17 protein-coding genes are annotated in these 16,878 nt (G+C 67.9%); 4 read left to right on the forward strand and 13 right to left on the reverse strand.

What is annotated here, in order from left to right; translation table 11 throughout:
- Positions 1-11: 11 nt before the first annotated feature.
- Positions 12-1,028, reverse strand: coding sequence for an LOG family protein (locus AC3ANJ_RS11380; RefSeq protein ID WP_488316399.1), 1,017 nt, complete (start codon positions 1,026-1,028; stop codon positions 12-14).
- 125 nt (positions 1,029-1,153) lie between these two features.
- Between AC3ANJ_RS11380 and AC3ANJ_RS11385 the strand changes: the two genes are divergently transcribed.
- A complete protein-coding gene (locus AC3ANJ_RS11385; protein WP_488316400.1) occupies positions 1,154-2,068 on the forward strand; it encodes an ion transporter in 915 nt (304 codons plus the stop codon).
- Positions 2,069-2,102: 34 nt separating this feature from the next.
- Here AC3ANJ_RS11385 and AC3ANJ_RS11390 read toward each other — a convergent pair whose 3' ends face one another.
- Positions 2,103-3,857: a proline--tRNA ligase gene (locus AC3ANJ_RS11390; protein WP_488316401.1), complete on the reverse strand. Its 1,755-nt coding sequence runs from the start codon at positions 3,855-3,857 to the stop codon at positions 2,103-2,105.
- A gap of 39 nt (positions 3,858-3,896) precedes the next feature.
- Positions 3,897-4,667, reverse strand: coding sequence for an isocitrate lyase/PEP mutase family protein (locus AC3ANJ_RS11395; protein WP_488316402.1), 771 nt, complete (start codon positions 4,665-4,667; stop codon positions 3,897-3,899).
- 52 nt (positions 4,668-4,719) lie between these two features.
- On the opposite strand from AC3ANJ_RS11395, the gene AC3ANJ_RS11400 reads away from it, so the two are divergent.
- Positions 4,720-6,138 (forward strand): RNB domain-containing ribonuclease, encoded by a 1,419-nt coding sequence (locus tag AC3ANJ_RS11400; RefSeq protein WP_488316403.1) that lies wholly within the window; start codon positions 4,720-4,722, stop codon positions 6,136-6,138.
- A gap of 11 nt (positions 6,139-6,149) precedes the next feature.
- Here the strand turns inward: AC3ANJ_RS11400 and AC3ANJ_RS11405 are convergent, their stop codons facing one another.
- Genes AC3ANJ_RS11405 through AC3ANJ_RS11425 form a run of 5 tightly spaced genes read right to left on the reverse strand, consistent with a single transcriptional unit; the run spans position 6,150 to position 9,953 of the window.
- A complete protein-coding gene (locus AC3ANJ_RS11405) occupies positions 6,150-6,635 on the reverse strand; it encodes an HIT family protein (RefSeq protein WP_488316404.1) in 486 nt (161 codons plus the stop codon).
- 3 nt (positions 6,636-6,638) lie between these two features.
- A complete protein-coding gene (locus AC3ANJ_RS11410) occupies positions 6,639-7,529 on the reverse strand; it encodes a phosphotransferase (RefSeq protein WP_488316405.1) in 891 nt (296 codons plus the stop codon).
- Between the two features lie 3 nt (positions 7,530-7,532).
- Positions 7,533-8,300 (reverse strand): alpha/beta fold hydrolase, encoded by a 768-nt coding sequence (locus AC3ANJ_RS11415; protein ID WP_488316406.1) that lies wholly within the window; start codon positions 8,298-8,300, stop codon positions 7,533-7,535.
- Between the two features lie 59 nt (positions 8,301-8,359).
- Positions 8,360-9,274 (reverse strand): dihydrodipicolinate synthase family protein, encoded by a 915-nt coding sequence (locus tag AC3ANJ_RS11420; RefSeq protein ID WP_488316407.1) that lies wholly within the window; start codon positions 9,272-9,274, stop codon positions 8,360-8,362.
- Between the two features lie 25 nt (positions 9,275-9,299).
- A complete protein-coding gene (locus AC3ANJ_RS11425; RefSeq protein WP_488316408.1) occupies positions 9,300-9,953 on the reverse strand; it encodes an HAD family hydrolase in 654 nt (217 codons plus the stop codon).
- A gap of 74 nt (positions 9,954-10,027) precedes the next feature.
- Between AC3ANJ_RS11425 and AC3ANJ_RS11430 the strand changes: the two genes are divergently transcribed.
- Positions 10,028-10,477: an NUDIX domain-containing protein gene (locus AC3ANJ_RS11430; RefSeq protein ID WP_488316409.1), complete on the forward strand. Its 450-nt coding sequence runs from the start codon at positions 10,028-10,030 to the stop codon at positions 10,475-10,477.
- On the opposite strand, the gene AC3ANJ_RS11435 is transcribed toward AC3ANJ_RS11430, so the two are convergent.
- From AC3ANJ_RS11435 to ispG, 4 genes are read right to left on the reverse strand one after another with little or no spacing between them, the layout of a single operon-like run.
- Positions 10,474-11,346 (reverse strand): alanyl-tRNA editing protein, encoded by an 873-nt coding sequence (locus tag AC3ANJ_RS11435; protein WP_488316410.1) that lies wholly within the window; start codon positions 11,344-11,346, stop codon positions 10,474-10,476. The genes AC3ANJ_RS11430 and AC3ANJ_RS11435 overlap by 4 nt on opposite strands.
- Complete coding sequence (locus AC3ANJ_RS11440) at positions 11,346-11,678, reverse strand: nuclear transport factor 2 family protein (RefSeq protein ID WP_264157512.1); 333 nt, start codon at positions 11,676-11,678, stop codon at positions 11,346-11,348. Before AC3ANJ_RS11440 ends, AC3ANJ_RS11435 begins: the two co-directional genes overlap by 1 nt.
- 21 nt (positions 11,679-11,699) lie before the next feature.
- Positions 11,700-12,302: an SIMPL domain-containing protein gene (locus tag AC3ANJ_RS11445; RefSeq protein WP_488316411.1), complete on the reverse strand. Its 603-nt coding sequence runs from the start codon at positions 12,300-12,302 to the stop codon at positions 11,700-11,702.
- The gene (gene ispG, locus AC3ANJ_RS11450; RefSeq protein WP_488319269.1) at positions 12,302-13,432 is read right to left on the reverse strand and encodes a flavodoxin-dependent (E)-4-hydroxy-3-methylbut-2-enyl-diphosphate synthase; all 1,131 of its coding nucleotides are present in this window, start codon (positions 13,430-13,432) and stop codon (positions 12,302-12,304) included. The genes AC3ANJ_RS11445 and ispG overlap by 1 nt, the downstream gene beginning before the upstream one ends.
- A 212-nt stretch (positions 13,433-13,644) precedes the next feature.
- On the opposite strand from ispG, the gene AC3ANJ_RS11455 reads away from it, so the two are divergent.
- Positions 13,645-15,498, forward strand: a complete 1,854-nt coding sequence (locus tag AC3ANJ_RS11455; protein WP_488316412.1) for a chorismate-binding protein — start codon at positions 13,645-13,647, stop codon at positions 15,496-15,498.
- Between the two features lie 13 nt (positions 15,499-15,511).
- Here the strand turns inward: AC3ANJ_RS11455 and AC3ANJ_RS11460 are convergent, their stop codons facing one another.
- Positions 15,512-16,828: a M50 family metallopeptidase gene (locus AC3ANJ_RS11460; protein ID WP_488319270.1), complete on the reverse strand. Its 1,317-nt coding sequence runs from the start codon at positions 16,826-16,828 to the stop codon at positions 15,512-15,514.
- Positions 16,829-16,878: the final 50 nt, after the last annotated feature.

Genomic DNA, 16,878 nt, shown 5'->3' on the forward strand with positions numbered 1-16,878 from the left:
CCTGTGTTTACTCAGTCCGCCGAAGGAAGCGCATTGAGCGCATCGATGAGTCGGTACAGGCCACCGACCTCACGCTGGCGCAGTCGCAGCGCCACCCGCGGGAGTTCGACGCGATCGCGATCGTTCACCTCGACGGGCAGAGCGTCGGTGCGCTCGATCCGCCCCGAGGCCACGAACGGCGCGAACTCGATGTTGAGGGCCTCGATCTCGGCATCCGTCGGCTGGTGCTTCAGCCGCAGCACCAGCAGGTCGTCCACCCAGCGCAGCGAGTCGTAGTTGCGCCAGAATCCCGTGATCCTGGTGACGGCCTGCTCCGCCGAATCCGTGACGAGCACGCGATCGAAATCATGCGGCGATATCACCCCCGCCGGGATCAGGTGCTCGACGACGAAACGCTCGAGACCACGCCAGAACGTGCCACCCGGGGCATCCAGGAGCACGATCGGCGTCGGCTCGGCCTTCCCGGTCTGCTGCAGCGTCAGCAGTTCGAACATCTCGTCCATGGTCCCGAAACCACCGGGCAGGCAGATGAACCCGCTGGATTCCTTCACGAGCATGAGCTTGCGCGTGAAGAAGTACTTCATCTCCACCGAGTGCGCGTCCTCGGCGACGACCGCGTTCGGCTTCTCCTCGAACGGGAGCCGGATGGAGACGCCGAGCGCCATCTTCTGCCCCGCCCCTTCGGCCGCGGCCTGCATGATGCCAGGGCCGGCGCCGGTCACGACCATCCAGCCGCGTTCGGCCAGCTCCGCCGCGACATCCCGAGCGGTCAGGTACAGCGGATCGTCCTGCCGTGTGCGCGCCGAACCGAACACCGTCACCTTGGGCACGTCGGAGTACGGTTCGAACAATCGGAACGCGTCGCGCATCTCGCTGAGCGCGGACGAGGCGATCTTCAGGTCCAGACGATCCGTGCGGTCCTGCCCGAGTTGGACCCCGGCGAGCAGGATGCGAGTGATCAGTGTGCGATTGCCGGTGACACCAGCCTCGTCCAGCAACGACTCGATGCGGCTTCGGAGATCATCCATGGCTCTACTCTCGCACGTCGTGGCCGGTCACCCTCAGGGGTGAGTCGGCGGGCGCGGGCGGGCGTCGTGCTCCACAATGGATGCCGACTGCGGCGCGTAGGCCGTGTCGACGGAAGGAGCGCGCCATGGGTGAGGTCATCGACAGGATCCGGGCCAGGCGCAGGGCGCGCACAGAGTTGAAGAACCCGGCGTACGAGATCTTCATCGGCATCCTGTCGCTGTTGTCGATCGTGAACCTCGTCCTCGTGTACGCCCTGGACGGCGACACCGCGATGCAGGTCGTGCTCACCGTCATGAACAGTTTGTTCAGCGTGATCTTCCTGATCGACTTCATCTATCGGATGGTGACGAGCGAAGCGCGGTGGCGGTATTTCTTCCGCGGCTTCGGCTGGGCGGACCTGCTTGCCAGCCTGCCGCTCCCTCAGCTCAAGGTGCTCCGGATCTTCCGGCTGCTGCGCGTCTTCCGGTTGATGCGCGACCTCGGACCGAAGCAGATCTGGGTGACCCTGGTCCAGGACCGCGCCAACAGCACCCTGATGACGCTGCTGCTGCTCGGCATCCTCGTGCTGCAGTTCGGCAGCCTGTCGGTGCTGGCGATCGAGGAGTACGCCGAAGGGGCGAACATCACGTCCGCCTCCGACGCGCTCTGGTACACGATCGTCACGATCTCGACGGTCGGCTACGGCGATCAGTATCCGGTCACGGATGCAGGTCGTCTGCTCGGCGTGCTCATCATCATCGTCGGCGTCGGCATCTTCGGCACGTTCACCGGATACCTGGCGAACCTGTTCCTCGGGCCATCGGATGCCGCGGCGCACGACTCCCCCGCTCCCGATCCCGAGGCAGCGGACGCCGCGGTGGGGGTCGCCGGCGGCGCGACTTCGGGGGCAGTCCAGGCCGGCGCGGATGCCGCGAGCACCAAGGCCGAGCTGCGGGCGCTGGATGACGGAACGGCGCGCGTGCAGGAGCTGCTCGCTCAGACCGAGGCAGCGGTCGTCGAGTTGCGCGCACTGCTCGCCGCACGCGACGACCGCGCCTGATCGCACGCTCGTGCGGATCGCGCCGTGACGCGCCTCAGGCGGTGAGGCGGGCGATCGCCTCGTCCACCGACAGCGCGTCGCGCTCACCCGTGCGGCGGTCCCAGAGCTCGACCTGGCCCTCGGCCGCACCGCGGCCGACGACGAGCACGCGCGGGATGCCGACGAGCTCGGCGTCGCCGAACTTCACGCCGGGCGACACCTTCGGACGATCGTCGTAGAGCACGTCGAGACGGGCGTCCTCCAGTCGCGCGGCGACCTGCTCGGCGACGTCGAACGCGACCTGGTCGCGTCCGGCGGCGACGACATGCACGTCGAACGGCGCGACGGATGCCGGCCAGATCAGACCCTTGTCGTCGTTGTTCAGCTCGGCGATGATCGCGAGGATGCGGGTGACGCCGATGCCGTACGAGCCCATCGTGACGGTGACGAGCTTGCCGTTCTCGTCCAGGACCTTGAGCCCCAGCGTCTCAGCGAAGAAGCGGCCGAGCTGGAAGATGTGACCGATCTCCATGCCGCGTGCGAGCTCGACGGGACCCGAACCGTCCGGCGCGGGGTCGCCGGCGCGGACGTTCGCGATCTCGACGATGCCGTCGGCGAAGAAGTCGCGCCCGGCGACGACATCGTAGGCGTGCTTTTCGTCGATGTTCGCGCCCGTGATCCACCGAGTGCCTTCGCTGACACGGGGGTCGACGAGGTAGCGGATGCCGGTGGCGGACTCCTCACCCAGCACGGCACCGGTGGGCGACCAGGGGCCGATGTAGCCGCGGACGAGCAGCGGATGGTTCTCGAAGTCGTCCGGGGTGGCCGTCGACACCTCGGCCGGAGCGAACGCCACCTCGGCCCGCTTCTCGTCGACCTCGCGGTCGCCGGGGATTCCGACGACGACGAGTTCGCGCGAGCCATCAGCATGCGTGAGCGCGAGGACGACGTTCTTCAGCGTGTCCGCTGCGGTGTACTCGCCCTCCAGCACGGCGTTGGAGTGCGCGACAAGCGTCTCGATGGTCGGTGTGTTCGGGGAATCGAAGACCGTGGCCGCGCCGATTCCATTGAACGGCAGAGGTTCGGGAATGGCCGTCGTGAATGCCTCGACGTTCGCGGCGTAACCGCCGCGCGAACGGACGAAGGTGTCCTCGCCGACGGGCGTCGGGTGCAGGAACTCTTCGCTCCGTGCGCCCCCCATCAAACCGTTGTCGGCGTTGACGATGACGTACTCGAGGCCGAGTCGCTGGAAGATGCGCTCATAGGCATCCCGCTGCTTCTGGTAGCTGACCTCGAGCCCGGCATCCGACGCGTCGAACGAGTACGCGTCCTTCATCGTGAATTCGCGGCCGCGCAGGAGGCCGGCACGGGGACGTGCCTCGTCGCGGTACTTGTCCTGGATCTGGTAGATCGTCAGAGGCAGGTCCTTGTACGAGGAGTACAGATCCTTCACGAGAAGTGTGAACATCTCCTCGTGCGTCGGGGCGAGCAGATAGTCGCTGCCCTTGCGGTCCTGCAGCCGGAAGATGTTATCGCCGTAGGACTCCCAGCGGCCGGAGGCCTCATATGGATCACGCGGCAGCAGTGCAGGGAAATGCACTTCGTGCGCACCGGATGCCGCCATCTCCTCGCGGACGATGGCTTCGATCTTCGCCTTGACCTTCAGCCCCAGTGGCAGCCAGGTGAAGATACCCGGCGCGGCACGCCGGATGTACCCGGCGCGTACCAGCAGCCGGTGGCTGGTGACTTCGGCGTCGGAGGGGTCTTCACGGAGCGTGCGGAGGAAGAAGTTCGAGAGACGAGTGACCACGCGACAAGTCTAGGGCGCGCGGCCACTCGTCCGATCCGGTCAGTTCAGCGCGCGCGTGCCGGTCGGGATGACGCCGTCGGCGTAGAGGCTCGAAGCCAGGTCCTGCAGCGCCGTCAGCGCGACGCGCTGGGTCATCGGGCCGTACGAGATGCGGGCGATGCCGAGCGCCTCGTACTCGGCGGCGGTGAGCGCTCCGGGCAGACCGATGACACTGACCCGGTTCTCCCCGATTCCGTCGACGAGCTGCCGTGTGATGTCGGCATCCAGGATGCCGGGGACGAACACCGTCGTCGCACCGGCGTCGAGGTAGGCACGGCCGCGCGCGATCGCGTCGGCGACGCTCTCCTGCACCGGACGATCGCCCCCGCGGACGAACGCATCGGTGCGGGCGTTGAGGACGAACGGCACGCCCTCTGCCTCACCGGCGGCGACGACCGCCGCGACGTTCGCGACCGACTCGTCGAGCGGCTTGAGGCGGTCCTCGATGTTGGCGCCGACCGCGCCGGCGGCGATCGCGAGGCGGGTGGTCTCCCCCGTGTCGCCGTAGCCGTCGTCCAGGTCGGCGGAAACCGGCAGATCGACGGCCGCTGTGATGCGCGACACCATGTCGAGCATGAGTTCGCGCGGAATGGTGCCATCGGCGTAGCCGAGGGTCGCGGCGATCGAGTGCCCTGCAGTGGCGACGGCCGTGGTCTCGGGGAGCGCGGCGACGGTCTGGGCGGACACGACGTCCCAGACGTTCACCACCCGGAGGATCTCGGGTGCGCGGTGCAGATCGATGAGGGTCTGAGCTTTCTCGGCAAGGGTCATGATCAACACGCTAATCCCCCTCAGGGTCGGTGGCTCTGGTTAGGCTCGATGCATGCCTCAGCGTCGCGCCCATGTCGCCCCATCCGCCGCTCAGAGCGAACTGGCCGAGGCCCTTGCGGCGCTGCGCGCGTCGCTGGACGCGCCGGTCGAGTTCTCCGAAGAGGCGCAGGCCGAAGCATCCGCCGTCTCCCCTGCGGCACCTGAGCTCGATCTGCGGGACGTGGCCTTCGCGACGCTGGACCCGCCAGGGTCGAAGGACCTGGATCAGGCCTTCCATCTCGCCCGCACAGGCAACGGATTCGAAGTGCGGTACGCGATCGCCGACGTCCCGTCGTTCGTGACCGCCGGCGGAGCGCTGGATGCCGCGGCCCGCGAACGCGGTCAGACGCTGTATGCGGCCGACGGCTCGATCCCGCTGCATCCGCGCGTCCTGAGCGAGGATCGCGCGTCGTTGCTGCCGGGCGTCGAGCGACCAGCGCTGGTGTGGACATTCGCGCTGGCCGCAGACGGCGCTTTCTCCGATTTCCGGCTGGAGCGAGCGCTGATCCGCTCGCGCGAGCAGCTCGAGTACGCGTCCCTGCAGCGGACTCTGGATGCCGGAGAGGACTCACCCGCGACTCTGCTGCGCGAGATCGGCGAACTCCGCATCGCGCAGGAGAGGGCACGCGGCGGAGCGAGCCTCAATCTGCCGGACGAAGAGGTCGTCCGCGCGGACGACGGGACGTACGAGATCGTGCGTCGCCGTCCACTGCCCGTCGAGGAGTGGAACGCCCAGCTGTCGCTCATGACCGGCATGGCGGCGGCGTCTCTCATGCTCGACGCGAAGGTGGGCGTCCTGCGGACCATGCCGCAGCCGGACGAGAAATCCTTCGCGGCGTTCCGGCGGCAGACCGAGGCGCTCGGCCGGCCGTGGAAGACGGGCGAGTACGGCGAGTATCTGCGCGGACTCGACCGTCAGGATCCGCTCACGCTGCCCGTGCTCGAAGCGGCCGCGATGCTGTTCCGCGGGGCGGGCTACGCGACCTTCGACGGATCGGTGCCCGCGGATGCCGAGCAGGCGGCCATCGCCGCACCCTACGCTCACGCAACCGCTCCCCTGCGCCGGCTCGTGGATCGCTGGTCGCTCGCCATCTGTCTCGCCATCGCTTCGGGCGAGGAGGTTCCGGCGTGGGCGCGCGACTCGTTGCCTGAGCTCCCAGGACTCATGCAGGCGTCGTCGCAGCGGGCGTCGAAGTTGAACTCCGCGACGATCAACTGCGTCGAGGCGGCGCTGATGACGCCATTCGTCGGTTCACGGATCGAGGCGAACGTGATCGAGCTGCGCGATGGTGGCCGGGGCACGATTCAGATCGCGGATCCGGCGGTGACGGCATCCGCTCCCGTGCCGGCGGGAGCCGCAGCGGGGGACGTCGTGTCGCTGCAGGTCGTGCGGGCCGATATCGCGAAGGGCGAGCTGGAGTTCGCCCTGTGAGCTGCTGACGCTCAGGGGCGGAAGTCGTACGGCGATCGCAGAGCGTCGCGAAGACGACGCGCGTACGGAACTCGTTCCTCGCTCGGCACCCACGTCGCTTCGTCGTGCCGCTGATACAGCCGATCGTCGTGGAAGCGAGGGAAGACGTGGATGTGCAGATGCCAGACGTCCTGCCCGCCGGCCGGCTCGTTGTGCTGTCTGATCGAGACGCCCTCGCAGCCGTACGTCTCCCGGATGCTTCGTGCGATGGTCTGCGTCAACGACCACAGGTCGATGGCATCCGCCGGTGCGAGGTCGTAGAGGTTCTCGACGTGGACCCGAGGTATCACCAGCGCAGCACCGGGATTGCCCGGCCACCATTTCGGCGCGATGCGTGCGTATGCCCGCTCGGTGACCGCGACGACATCTGTGGGCTGATTCCGGTCATTGAACTGTCCGTCCTGCAGTCGGCAGAACGGACACGAATAGCCGATCGGTTCGTGGGAGATGGGTTGCATCGCTCAGTCCTCGCCGAGGAGGGTCGCGATCATCCGATGCCCCTGCGCCTCGAACTCTTCGTCGCCGACCTGATACGCCCATGCCGCGGTGCCCACAGCCTCGACGATGCGCAGCGCGAGCCAATGGTCCCCGGACTCACGGCGCGGGTCACAACCGTAGCCCTCGAGGAACGCGCTCTCACAATCGGGAGCGAGCCTCCATTGCTGGGCATCCAACCGAACGAAATCGGATGCCCGGCTGCGGAAGGCGAACCGGCCGAAGTCGATCGCCTTGACCTCGCCGTCGTCCATCAGCCAGTTCCGCGGCTGCCAGTCGCCGTGGGTGGGCACCATGTCGACGGCACAGGGTGCGAGACCTTCGAGCAACGACTCCACCCGCGCCACAGTTTCCGGGTCGATCCGGTGCTCTGAACCGAGCGCGCGCCGCACCCGTTCGACCAGTCGTTCATCTCCGACGCGCGACGCCTGGTCGTGAAACGAACGCAGCAGTTCGCCCGCACAGCGATGCACGCTCGGGTCGACCGCCGCGGGCGTCCTGTCGATCAGGTGTCCCGGCATCCAATCCGCGACGAAGATCCGATCGCGCCGATCAGCATGTCGGATGCGTGTCGCGAGGCCCGCCTGCGACCAGATGTCCGTCCAGCCGTCGTGCGCATCGAGTTCGCGTCCGATGTGATGGTTCGTCAGTCCCCCCGCCTTGACCACCAGTCGCTCGTCGTCGTGTTCGACCTCGAGCACGTGCGACTCGATCTGGCCCCAGCTGTGATCCGCGAGGATCACGGCGCCGGGAATCCATTCCTCCAGCAGCGCCCGCTGCGCAGCGCTCAACCGGACGTCATCCGTGACCGGACAAGGCTCGGAGGTGCGGTCCTGGGCGGACGAATGGGAGGGCATCCTTCATGCTCCCACGGGTGAATCAGTACCGAAGACCTCCGGCAGAACCGTGACGAACTCGTCGAAGTGGCTGAACCAGACGGTATGCGCGGCTCCAGGAATGGTGCGGACGTCAACGCCGCAGGCGGCGAGTCGCTCGGCATCCTCGTCGGCGACGAATCGGCTCGGGTCGGCGCGCACCAGGATCGACCCGGGAGCCGGGATGTCTTCGACATCGGCGACGGAGGAGATCGACGCAGCGGTCACCGGGTCGAAGCGATCGGCCGCGCGCGCTTCGACGACAGCATCCCTCTCGCTGTAGAAGGGTCGCGTCTCTCGAAGCCAGGAAGCGTCCTGACGAGAGCGTCGGTCGCTCGTGTACTGCGCGATGAGCTCGTCGCGGTCGACTCCCCCGGTGAAGGCGCATGCTGTGTCGACGTACACCGCGGTGTCGAGCGGGAGGCGATCCGCGGCCGCGGCCAGAACGGTGCCGCCGTACGAGTGCCCCATCGCGACGAGCGGGCGCTCGTCCGCGAGAGCCGCAACGGTCTCGATGAGAGCCTCTGCAGCGGACCACACCGTCGAGGTCGGATCACGCGGCGAGAGCCCGTGACCGGGCAGGTCGACAGCGAGCACCCGGCGACCGCGCTCGGCGAGCTCCTCCGAGACACGCCACCAGCTCTCGGCCGAACCGGACATGCCATGCAGGAGCAGGACGGTGCGATCGCCGCTGCCGGAGTCGATCACGTTCAGGCGCATCGAGTCATACAAGCACACTGTCGTGGTCACCACGACGCCACCGCCTCATTCGTTCAGTCGGTCAGTGCGCAGGCTTGCAATCGCGTGAAGGATCACTCCAGCACAGCACCGGTCGCACGCAACTTCTCGAACACGGCGATGACACGGTGCCGATGAGATTCGAGGATGCCCTGCACGGGAAACGGCAACGACCCCTCCTGCACGAGGCCGAGATGCTCGGCGATGGCCGCGATGACGCGCACGCTGCCGCCGAACTCGGCGAACAGCGCCCAGAGCGGTTGCAGGCGCTCTGAATCCGCGGCGGCATCCTCCAGTCGACCCGACAGGGCAGCGCGCGTGATCCGAAGTGCGGTCTCCGGAAGTGTGCCGCCGATCGCCGAGTACCACGCGTCGCAGCCCGCGATCAGCCCGCCCGCGCCGAGCGCGTCGACCGACACGCCGATCGTCACCCTGTCCGGTACGGCGGCGCGGATCTCTGCGACACGGCGGCGGGCAGCGGTTGCGTCTTCTGGCACGCCGGGGATCTTGATCGAGGCGATACCCGGAAGCTCGGCGACGCGTGCGTACAGGTCGGTGGTGAAGGTGAAGTTCGTCGTGCGCGGATTGTCGTACAGGATCACCGGCAGGTCGGTGCTCTCGGTGACCGTGCGGAACAGCTCGAACACCTCATGGTCGGTGAGCGGCTGGTAGCTCGTAGGTGAGAGCAGGACGCCCGCGGCCCCCGCCCGCGTCGCGTACTCGACGTTTCGCAGCACATGCGAAGTGCGAAGAGCGCCCACGCCGACGTGAACCGGCGTCGATCCAGCGTGTTCGACCGCAAGGCGTGCCACCAGCGCGCGCTCCTCGATCCCCAGATAGGCGTAAGAGCCCGTCGAGCCGAGCGCCGTGATCGAGTCGACACCGGCATCCGCCAGACGTCGGATCAGCACAGCGAAGGCCGCCTCGTCGACCCTGTCGTCGACCAGAGGAGTCAGGGGGAAGGCGATGAGGCCGGTGAATGCGGTCACACGTTGCTCCTTGTCGGGATGCTCGTCAGTCAAGCACGGCGTCGGCAGTGACGAGGATCTGCGCCACCGCGTCGGGGACCGAGGCCGCGGCGAACGTCGCGAGGGGTGCCGCGTCGTCGGAATCCGCATCGGTGATCCATGCCGTCCTCAGCCCGGCGGCTGCTCCGCCGGCGATGTCGGATTCGAGTCCGTCTCCGATCATCCAGCCGCGCAGCGGCACTCCCAGCCGCTGCGCCGCGAGCGCGAAGATCGCCGGGTCCGGTTTGCGGACACCGGCTTCGGCCGAGGTCACCCACCCGTCCACCGCTGCGGAAAGGCCCGTTCGGAGGATCTTGCCCTCCTGATTGTCGATCTCCCCGTTCGTGACGATACCGATCGTCCATCCCGCGGCGCGCAGCGCCGACAACGCGGCCATCACCTCGCCCGGGCATGTCACGAGTTCCGGCATCCGACGTCGATAGTCATTCCAGATACGGAGCGGGTCGTCGTCCAGACCGAGCCGGTCGACGACGCCATGGAAGACGAGTTCTTTGGAACGCCGCTCGGACAGTGCATCTGCGACCCACGTGATCTGCTCGGGCGTCAACGCGCGCTGCTCGCCGAACTCGCCCGCCCAGAGCGCCGCTGCGCGCGCCTGGTCGATGAGCGTCCCGTCCAGGTCGAAGAGGGCTAGGGGCATGGCGCCATCGTAATGACCGGATCGGCGATGCTGTGACGCGGCATCGGATGCCGACGCGACCTAAGCTCGATCCCGTGCCGACAACTCACAGCGCCGTCGTCGAAAAGGCCGTCTGCTACGTGATCGCCGACGAGCACCTGCTGGTGTTCACGCATGACGACGAACCCATGGACGTCACCGGCGTGCAGGTGCCTGCCGGGAGCATCTGCGACGGCGAGTCCGCCGTCGAGGCCGCCGTCCGTGAGCTGCACGAAGAGACCGGCCTGCGCGGCCGTGTCGTGCGTCCGCTGGGCGTCGCCGACTACGACCTCGCCCCGACGCGCGACGAGGTCGCCCGCAGGCACTTCTTCGTGATGGCCGTCGACGACGCCGACATCGAGTCGATCTGGTCGGCAGGCGAGAACGATCCGTCCACCGGCGGGATGCGACGCACCTGGACGTGCCGCTGGATCCGGCTCTCGCAAGCCCATGTCCTGGCCGCTGGCCTCGGCGCGAAGCTCGGCGAAGCGACGCGACACGGCTAGTTCGCGAGCGTCGCCACCGTCGTCATCACGAGCAGCTGCGGATCCGAGAGGTCCAGTGCCACCGAGATCGCGGCGAATTCCGAGAGCGCGTGCACGTGCGTCCCGCCGCACGGGATCGACGCGGTGCCCTCGGGAAGTTCGCACTCCCATCGCCGCATGTCGACGATCGTCGGGCCGTCCGTCACGATGCGGCTGGGGGCGCTCGTCGCGACCCACGCGGCCAGTTGCGCGTTGATCCGCTGCTCGCGCTCGGACAGCGACGCGGCGAACTCCGCCGTATCGAAACCGGCACGACGCAGGCTCTTGCCGAGTCGATACTCGTCGACCGCGCCATCCTCGTGGATCCGGCTCGTCTGGTTCGCCCGACCCTCGAAATCGGGGTTGCCGAGCGCGTCGGTTCCCGGTTCCTTGCGCCACAGATCTGCGACGGCGAGATCCAGGGCGAGCGAGGCGAGATGGCACGACGTATGACCCCGGCTGAGCGCCGCCCGCAGCTCGGCATCCGCGCTCAACGAGACCTCGACGCCCGGTCTCAGCCAGTCGGGCGCATCCGGTGCCGACAGCCGGTGACCGACCTGCCACGCCCATCCCTCGACACCGCGCTTGACCGGGATCTCAGCGCCCACGAACAACGCGCCGTCCTCGCTCTCAGCGATCATCACGGCTTCGACGACATCGGCTGACTCGTCGCCGGACGCGATGGTCCCGGCATCACCCGGCTGATCAGGCCAGGTGTGATCGATCGGGTGGAACGGCGTCGCATCGGTGACGACGATCGCGCCGTCCTGGTGCGAACGCACGGTGCGGACGATGCTCTCTCCCGTGGTCTCGCCCGATGCGAACGAGACGGAGGTGTCCTGCGCCGCCATCAGTGGTTCGGGGGAATCGTGAAACTGGCGAGACGGTCGCCGTCGACGACGAAGATGCCGTTCGACTCGCCGTTGAACACGCGACTCGACCAGGCGAACCTCACGCTCGTCGTATCGCCCTCGGTCTCCGCGGTCAGCAGGGTCATCCGGGCACCGGCACCGATCGCGTCACTGCCCGCCCAGCGATGCACGCCGTCGCGGCCCCGCATCACCCGGCCCCAGTCATCGATGAAGCCGTCCTCCGTGAACGCCGCCACGAATGCGTCCGTGTCCGCGGCGTTGATCGCGTCGACCATCGCCTGCACCGGCGCCGGAACAGTCAGTTCAGACATCCTCGTCCTCCTTCATGAACATCATTCGGTCTCGAAATCGCCCTTCACGGCAACGCGCACGGTGATCTCGGGAATGGTGAGCTCCGGAGCGCCGCCGGAACCACGCGCACCCTGCGGCGCATAGCCGTCGTCCTCGCGGATCGCGACCACGCGCTGCACCGTCTGTCCGAGAGCGGCGGCGAAATCGTCGGCTTTCGCGCGCGCATCCTTGACGGCGACCGTGCGCAGGTGCCGGGTCACGGCCTCCCGCGTGACCTCCGTCAGCGCCCACGACGTCGAGACCGCGGCGCCGAGCGTGCTCAGCACCGCCACGACGTCGGCCACCTCGGCCAGCCTCGACATCTTCACGCGCACCATACCGCGCGTGACGTGGTCGCGATGCTTCACACCGTCCTTGTCCGTCCAGACCCGCGCACTCGTACTGAGCACATCCACCGAATGCCACGTGGCGGCACCGGACGCACGCAGACGAGCAGCCTCCTCGGCGAGCTGCGCATGCACCGTCGTGCCCTGGCGGATCGACATCGCCCGATCGGCGTGCGCGATCGCGACCTCGGCCGTCAGGGTGGCGCGCTCGGCCCTGTTGTGGCTCTCGCCGAGCCCGGACACCGTGATCACGGTCATCAGACGGTCGTCACCTGCGCGGTGCCGAGCGGCGCATCCGGCCCCATCTCGGCGGCGATGCGGTTCGCCTCCTCGATCAGGGTGGCGACGATGTCGGCCTCGGGCACGGTCTTGATGACCTCGCCCTTCACGAAGATCTGGCCCTTGCCGTTGCCGGAGGCGACACCGAGATCCGCCTCGCGCGCCTCGCCCGGCCCGTTCACGACGCAGCCCATGACGGCAACACGCAGCGGCACGGTCATGTCCTTGAGCCCCTCCGTGACGTCCTCGGCGAGCGTGTAGACGTCGACCTGGGCGCGTCCGCAGGACGGGCACGAGACGATCTCGAGCTTGCGCTCTCGGAGGTTCAGCGACTGCAGGATCTGGTGGCCCACCTTGACCTCTTCGGCCGGGGGCGCGGACAGCGAGACCCGGATCGTGTCGCCGATCCCCTCGCCCAGCAGGATGCCGAAGGCCGTGGCGCTCTTGATGGTGCCCTGGAACGCCGGACCAGCCTCGGTGACGCCGAGGTGCAGCGGCCAGTCCCCCATCTGCGCGAGCTGTCGGTAGGCCTGAACCATGATCACCGGGTCGTTGTGCTTGACCGAGATCTTGAAGTCGTGGAAGTCGTGCTCCTCGAAAAGGGACGCCTCCCAGCGCGCGCTCTCGGCGAGCGCCTCCGGCGTGGCCTTGCCGTACTTCTGCAGCAGACGAGGATCGAGCGACCCCGCATTCACGCCGATGCGCAGCGACACACCGGCATCCTTCGCGGCCCTCGCGATCGCACCGACCTGATCGTCGAACTTGCGGATGTTGCCCGGGTTCACACGAACGGCGGCGCAGCCGGCGTCGATCGCCTGGAAGACGTACTTCGGCTGGAAGTGGATGTCGGCGATGACCGGGATCTGGCTCTTCTTCGCGATGATGTGGAGCACGTCGGCATCGTCCTGCGACGGCACGGCGACGCGCACGATCTCGCACCCGGAGGCCGTGAGTTCTGCGATCTGCTGCAGCGTCCCGTTGATGTCGGTCGTCTTCGTCGTCGTCATCGACTGCACGCTGACGGGGGCGTCGCCGCCGACCAGCACCTTTCCCACCTTGATCTGGCGGGATTTGCGGCGCGGGCTCAGGACTTCGGGGACGCGGGGCATCCCAAGATTGACTGCAGGCACACCTCCAGATTACGCGGCCGAAACGTGGCCAGGCTGGATACACGCAGTGTGATAGTTTCGGCCCATGCTCGCGAACCTCACCTGGTGGCCCGCCTCCTAGGCGGTGTGTTCGCGTTCCCACGAATCCAGACCGCCCCCGGGGCGGTCTTTTCGTTGAGTCGCGCCGGATGCCCGATCCTCAGGAGACCCCGATGATTCAGCTGCCCGACCAGAGCGCCTCGTTCGTGCTCATCGCACGAGAGGGTTCCGACAGCGTCGAGCTGCTCACCGGCGACGTCGTCGACGTCGAGCTGCTGGCCGACATCCCGCTCACGGCCGATGGGGTCGCACAGGAAGTGTTCGCCCTCGTCCCGTACCGCCAGGTCCGCGAGCGCGGTTTCGAGGCGCAGGACGACGCCACCCCGCTGCGCTGCATCATCGTGGACCGTCATGACGATCTGCCGTTCGACGAGGTGGTCGCATCGCTCCCCCGCGATGCGGTCGCCCTGCACGACGCCGGGTTCGACATCTCCGACGACGACTACGCGGCCGTGGTCGAACGCGTCATCGCCGACGAGATCGGCCGGGGCGAGGGAGCGAACTTCGTCATCCGCCGCGATTACACCGCACGCTTCGACGGCGACGATCGCACGGCGGCGCTCACCTGGTTCCGCGCCCTGCTCGAGCACGAGCGCGGCGCCTACTGGACGTTCGTGGTCGTCACGCCAGGTCAGATCCTCGTCGGCGCGAGCCCGGAGGCGCACGTCGTGGCGCAGGACGGCATCGTGACGATGAATCCGATCTCCGGCACGTTCCGGCATCCGGCCGGCGGGGCGACCAAGGAGTCGCTCGTCGAGTTCCTCTCCTCCACCAAGGAGACCGAGGAGCTCTTCATGGTCGTCGACGAGGAGCTCAAGATGATGAGCGCCGTCTGCTCGGACGGCGGGCGCATCACCGGCCCGCACCTCAAGCAGATGTCGCGCCTCACTCACACCGAGTACATGCTGCGCGGGTCGAGCCGGCTCGATCCCCGAGACATCCTCCGCGAGACCATGTTCGCCCCGACGGTGACCGGCTCGCCGATGCAGAACGCGTGCACCGTGATCCGTCGCCACGAGACGAAGCCACGCGGGTACTACTCCGGTGTCGCCGCGCTGTTCACTCCGAATGCGCACGGCGGTCACGACCTCGATGCCCCGATCCTCATCCGCACGGTCTACGCCGAGGACGGCGCCCTGCGCGTTCCGGTCGGCGCCACCCTGGTGCGCCACTCCGACCCGCACGGAGAGGTCAGCGAGACCCACGGCAAGGCCGCCGGCGTTCTCGGCGCCATCGGCGCCATCGACCGCGACGAAGTCGTGGATGCGGACGCTCCGGCCGAACCCGTCGATCTCGCCGCGGATGCCGAAGTGAGCGCCCTGCTGAACGCGCGCAACTCGCGCCTGGCCGAGTTCTGGCTGAACCCGCAGGGCGACGACGCTGCAGGTCCCTTCGCCGGTCGCTCCGCGCTCGTCGTGGATGCCGAGGACCGCTTCACCACGATGCTGGCGCATCAACTGCGCCATCTCGGACTCGACGTCCGCATCGCGGCGTGGGGCGAGGCCACCGATGCGGATGCCGATGCCGCCGACCTCGTCGTCGCAGGCCCCGGCCCCGGCGACCCGCGCGACGGTTCGAACGCGCGAATCGCGCGCATGCGGGATCTCGTCGCGCGTCGACGTGAGCAGCTGCGTCCGCTGCTGGCGGTCTGCCTGAGCCACCAGATCCTCGCGGACACCTTCGGGATCGACCTCGCTCCGCTGGACAGCCCCCATCAGGGCCTGCAGAAGGTCGTGCCGGTCTTCGGCGAGGACGCGTCGATCGGCTTCTACAACACCTTCACCGCGCGTGTCGCACCAGGCACGACGCGCATCGGCGCCGTCGAGGTGTCGGCGGATGCCGCAACCGGCGACGTCTATGCGCTGCGAGCGCCGCATGTCGCCAGTGTGCAGGGGCACTTGGAGTCGATCCTGTCGCGCGACGGCATCCGCACTCTGGAGCGCCTGGTCGCGCACGCCCTGGCGTAACCGTCCGAGAGGATCAGCCGCCCAGCAGATCGACGGGGTTGAACACGTCGGCGATCAGCAGCAGTGCGCCCATCGCGATCAGCAGCGTGGCCACGACGACGGTCAACGGCACCAGGCGCGTCGCATCCACCGGCGCGGGCGGAGGCCGACGGAACAGCTTGGCCCAGGCACGGCGGATGCCGTCCCAGAGCGCGACGGCGATATGACCGCCGTCCAGCGGCAGCAGTGGAATCATGTTGAACACGAACAGCGCGACATTCAGCGCGCCCAGCAGGTTCAGCAGCACCGCGAACCTGTTCAGCACCGGCGCATCCGTGGCAGCGACTTCGCCTGCGAGACGACCGACGCCGACGACGCTGAGTGGACCGTTCGGATCCCGCTCGCCGCCGGTGAAAGTCGAAACGGCGATGTCCCACAGCCGCACCGGCAGGGTCGCGATCATCTGGGTCACGCGGCCAGCGGCATCCATGGTCATCTCGAAGCCCGCCGTGAGCGGCTGCTGCACGAAGCCCATCTGCGAACCCATGCCGACGTAGCCGACTTCGGCGACGATCTGCTCGCCGTTCTCGTCGAGCAGCGGCTGCCCCGAGGCATCCGTCAGCGTGCGCTCGACCTGGATGGGGGTGATCTCCAGCGGGACCGTCTCGCCATCTCGGTCGACGACGACATCGAGCGTCTCACCGGGCGATGCCTGCACGATCTCGGTCGCCTCGGCGAACGTCGCCACGTCGGTGCCGTCGATCGAGAGGATGACGTCGCCGGGCTGGACGCCCGCTTCGGCGGCAGGAGTCGCCGGATCCTCCGGGGTGCACTCCGTCTGCGTGGTACCGGCCGGCAGCACGCACTCCGACACCGAGGCGATCGTCGTGGTCCCCTGCTGCACTCCGATCCCGGAGACCAGGACCGTGAAGATCACGATCGCGAGCAGCAGATTCATCACCGGCCCGCCGAGCATCACGATGATGCGCTTGTAGACGGGCAGCTTGTAGAAGACCCGGTCCTCGGCGCCTTCGGCGATCGTCTCGTCGTTGGCGGAGCGCGCGTCCTGGATCAGCGTGCGGAACATCCCGCCGGCCGGCTTGTCGCCGGTGGATGCCGGATACATGCCCGACATCGAGATGAACCCGCCCAGCGGCAGCACCTTGAAGCCGTACTCGGTCTCGCCGATCCTCTTCGACCACAGCCGCGGACCGAACCCGATCATGTACTGTCCGACGCGCACGCCGAACAGCTTCGCGGGGACGAGGTGGCCGACCTCGTGCAACCCGATCGAGAGGCCGAGGCCGACGAGCATGAAGAGGATGCCGACCACGTACAGCAGGATTTCCACCTCATCACCGTACTGGTCTGTCGCGAGGAATCCGCTGAGTCCGGACATAG

This window comes from Microbacterium sp. STRO-1N (genome assembly GCF_057748015.1).

What these genes read in the sequence shown, in the direction of transcription:
- AC3ANJ_RS11380 (WP_488316399.1), bottom strand. Translation starts at nt 1,028, where the DNA reads ATGGATGATCTCCGAAGCCGCATCGAGTCGTTGCTGGACGAGGCTGGT.
- AC3ANJ_RS11385 (WP_488316400.1), top strand. Translation starts at nt 1,154, where the DNA reads ATGGGTGAGGTCATCGACAGGATCCGGGCCAGGCGCAGGGCGCGCACA.
- AC3ANJ_RS11395 (WP_488316402.1), bottom strand. Translation starts at nt 4,667, where the DNA reads ATGACCCTTGCCGAGAAAGCTCAGACCCTCATCGATCTGCACCGCGCA.
- AC3ANJ_RS11400 (WP_488316403.1), top strand. Translation starts at nt 4,720, where the DNA reads ATGCCTCAGCGTCGCGCCCATGTCGCCCCATCCGCCGCTCAGAGCGAA.
- AC3ANJ_RS11405 (WP_488316404.1), bottom strand. Translation starts at nt 6,635, where the DNA reads ATGCAACCCATCTCCCACGAACCGATCGGCTATTCGTGTCCGTTCTGC.
- AC3ANJ_RS11410 (WP_488316405.1), bottom strand. Translation starts at nt 7,529, where the DNA reads ATGCCCTCCCATTCGTCCGCCCAGGACCGCACCTCCGAGCCTTGTCCG.
- AC3ANJ_RS11425 (WP_488316408.1), bottom strand. Translation starts at nt 9,953, where the DNA reads ATGCCCCTAGCCCTCTTCGACCTGGACGGGACGCTCATCGACCAGGCG.
- AC3ANJ_RS11435 (WP_488316410.1), bottom strand. Translation starts at nt 11,346, where the DNA reads ATGGCGGCGCAGGACACCTCCGTCTCGTTCGCATCGGGCGAGACCACG.
- AC3ANJ_RS11440 (WP_264157512.1), bottom strand. Translation starts at nt 11,678, where the DNA reads ATGTCTGAACTGACTGTTCCGGCGCCGGTGCAGGCGATGGTCGACGCG.
- AC3ANJ_RS11445 (WP_488316411.1), bottom strand. Translation starts at nt 12,302, where the DNA reads ATGACCGTGATCACGGTGTCCGGGCTCGGCGAGAGCCACAACAGGGCC.
- ispG (WP_488319269.1), bottom strand. Translation starts at nt 13,432, where the DNA reads ATGCCCCGCGTCCCCGAAGTCCTGAGCCCGCGCCGCAAATCCCGCCAG.
- AC3ANJ_RS11455 (WP_488316412.1), top strand. Translation starts at nt 13,645, where the DNA reads ATGATTCAGCTGCCCGACCAGAGCGCCTCGTTCGTGCTCATCGCACGA.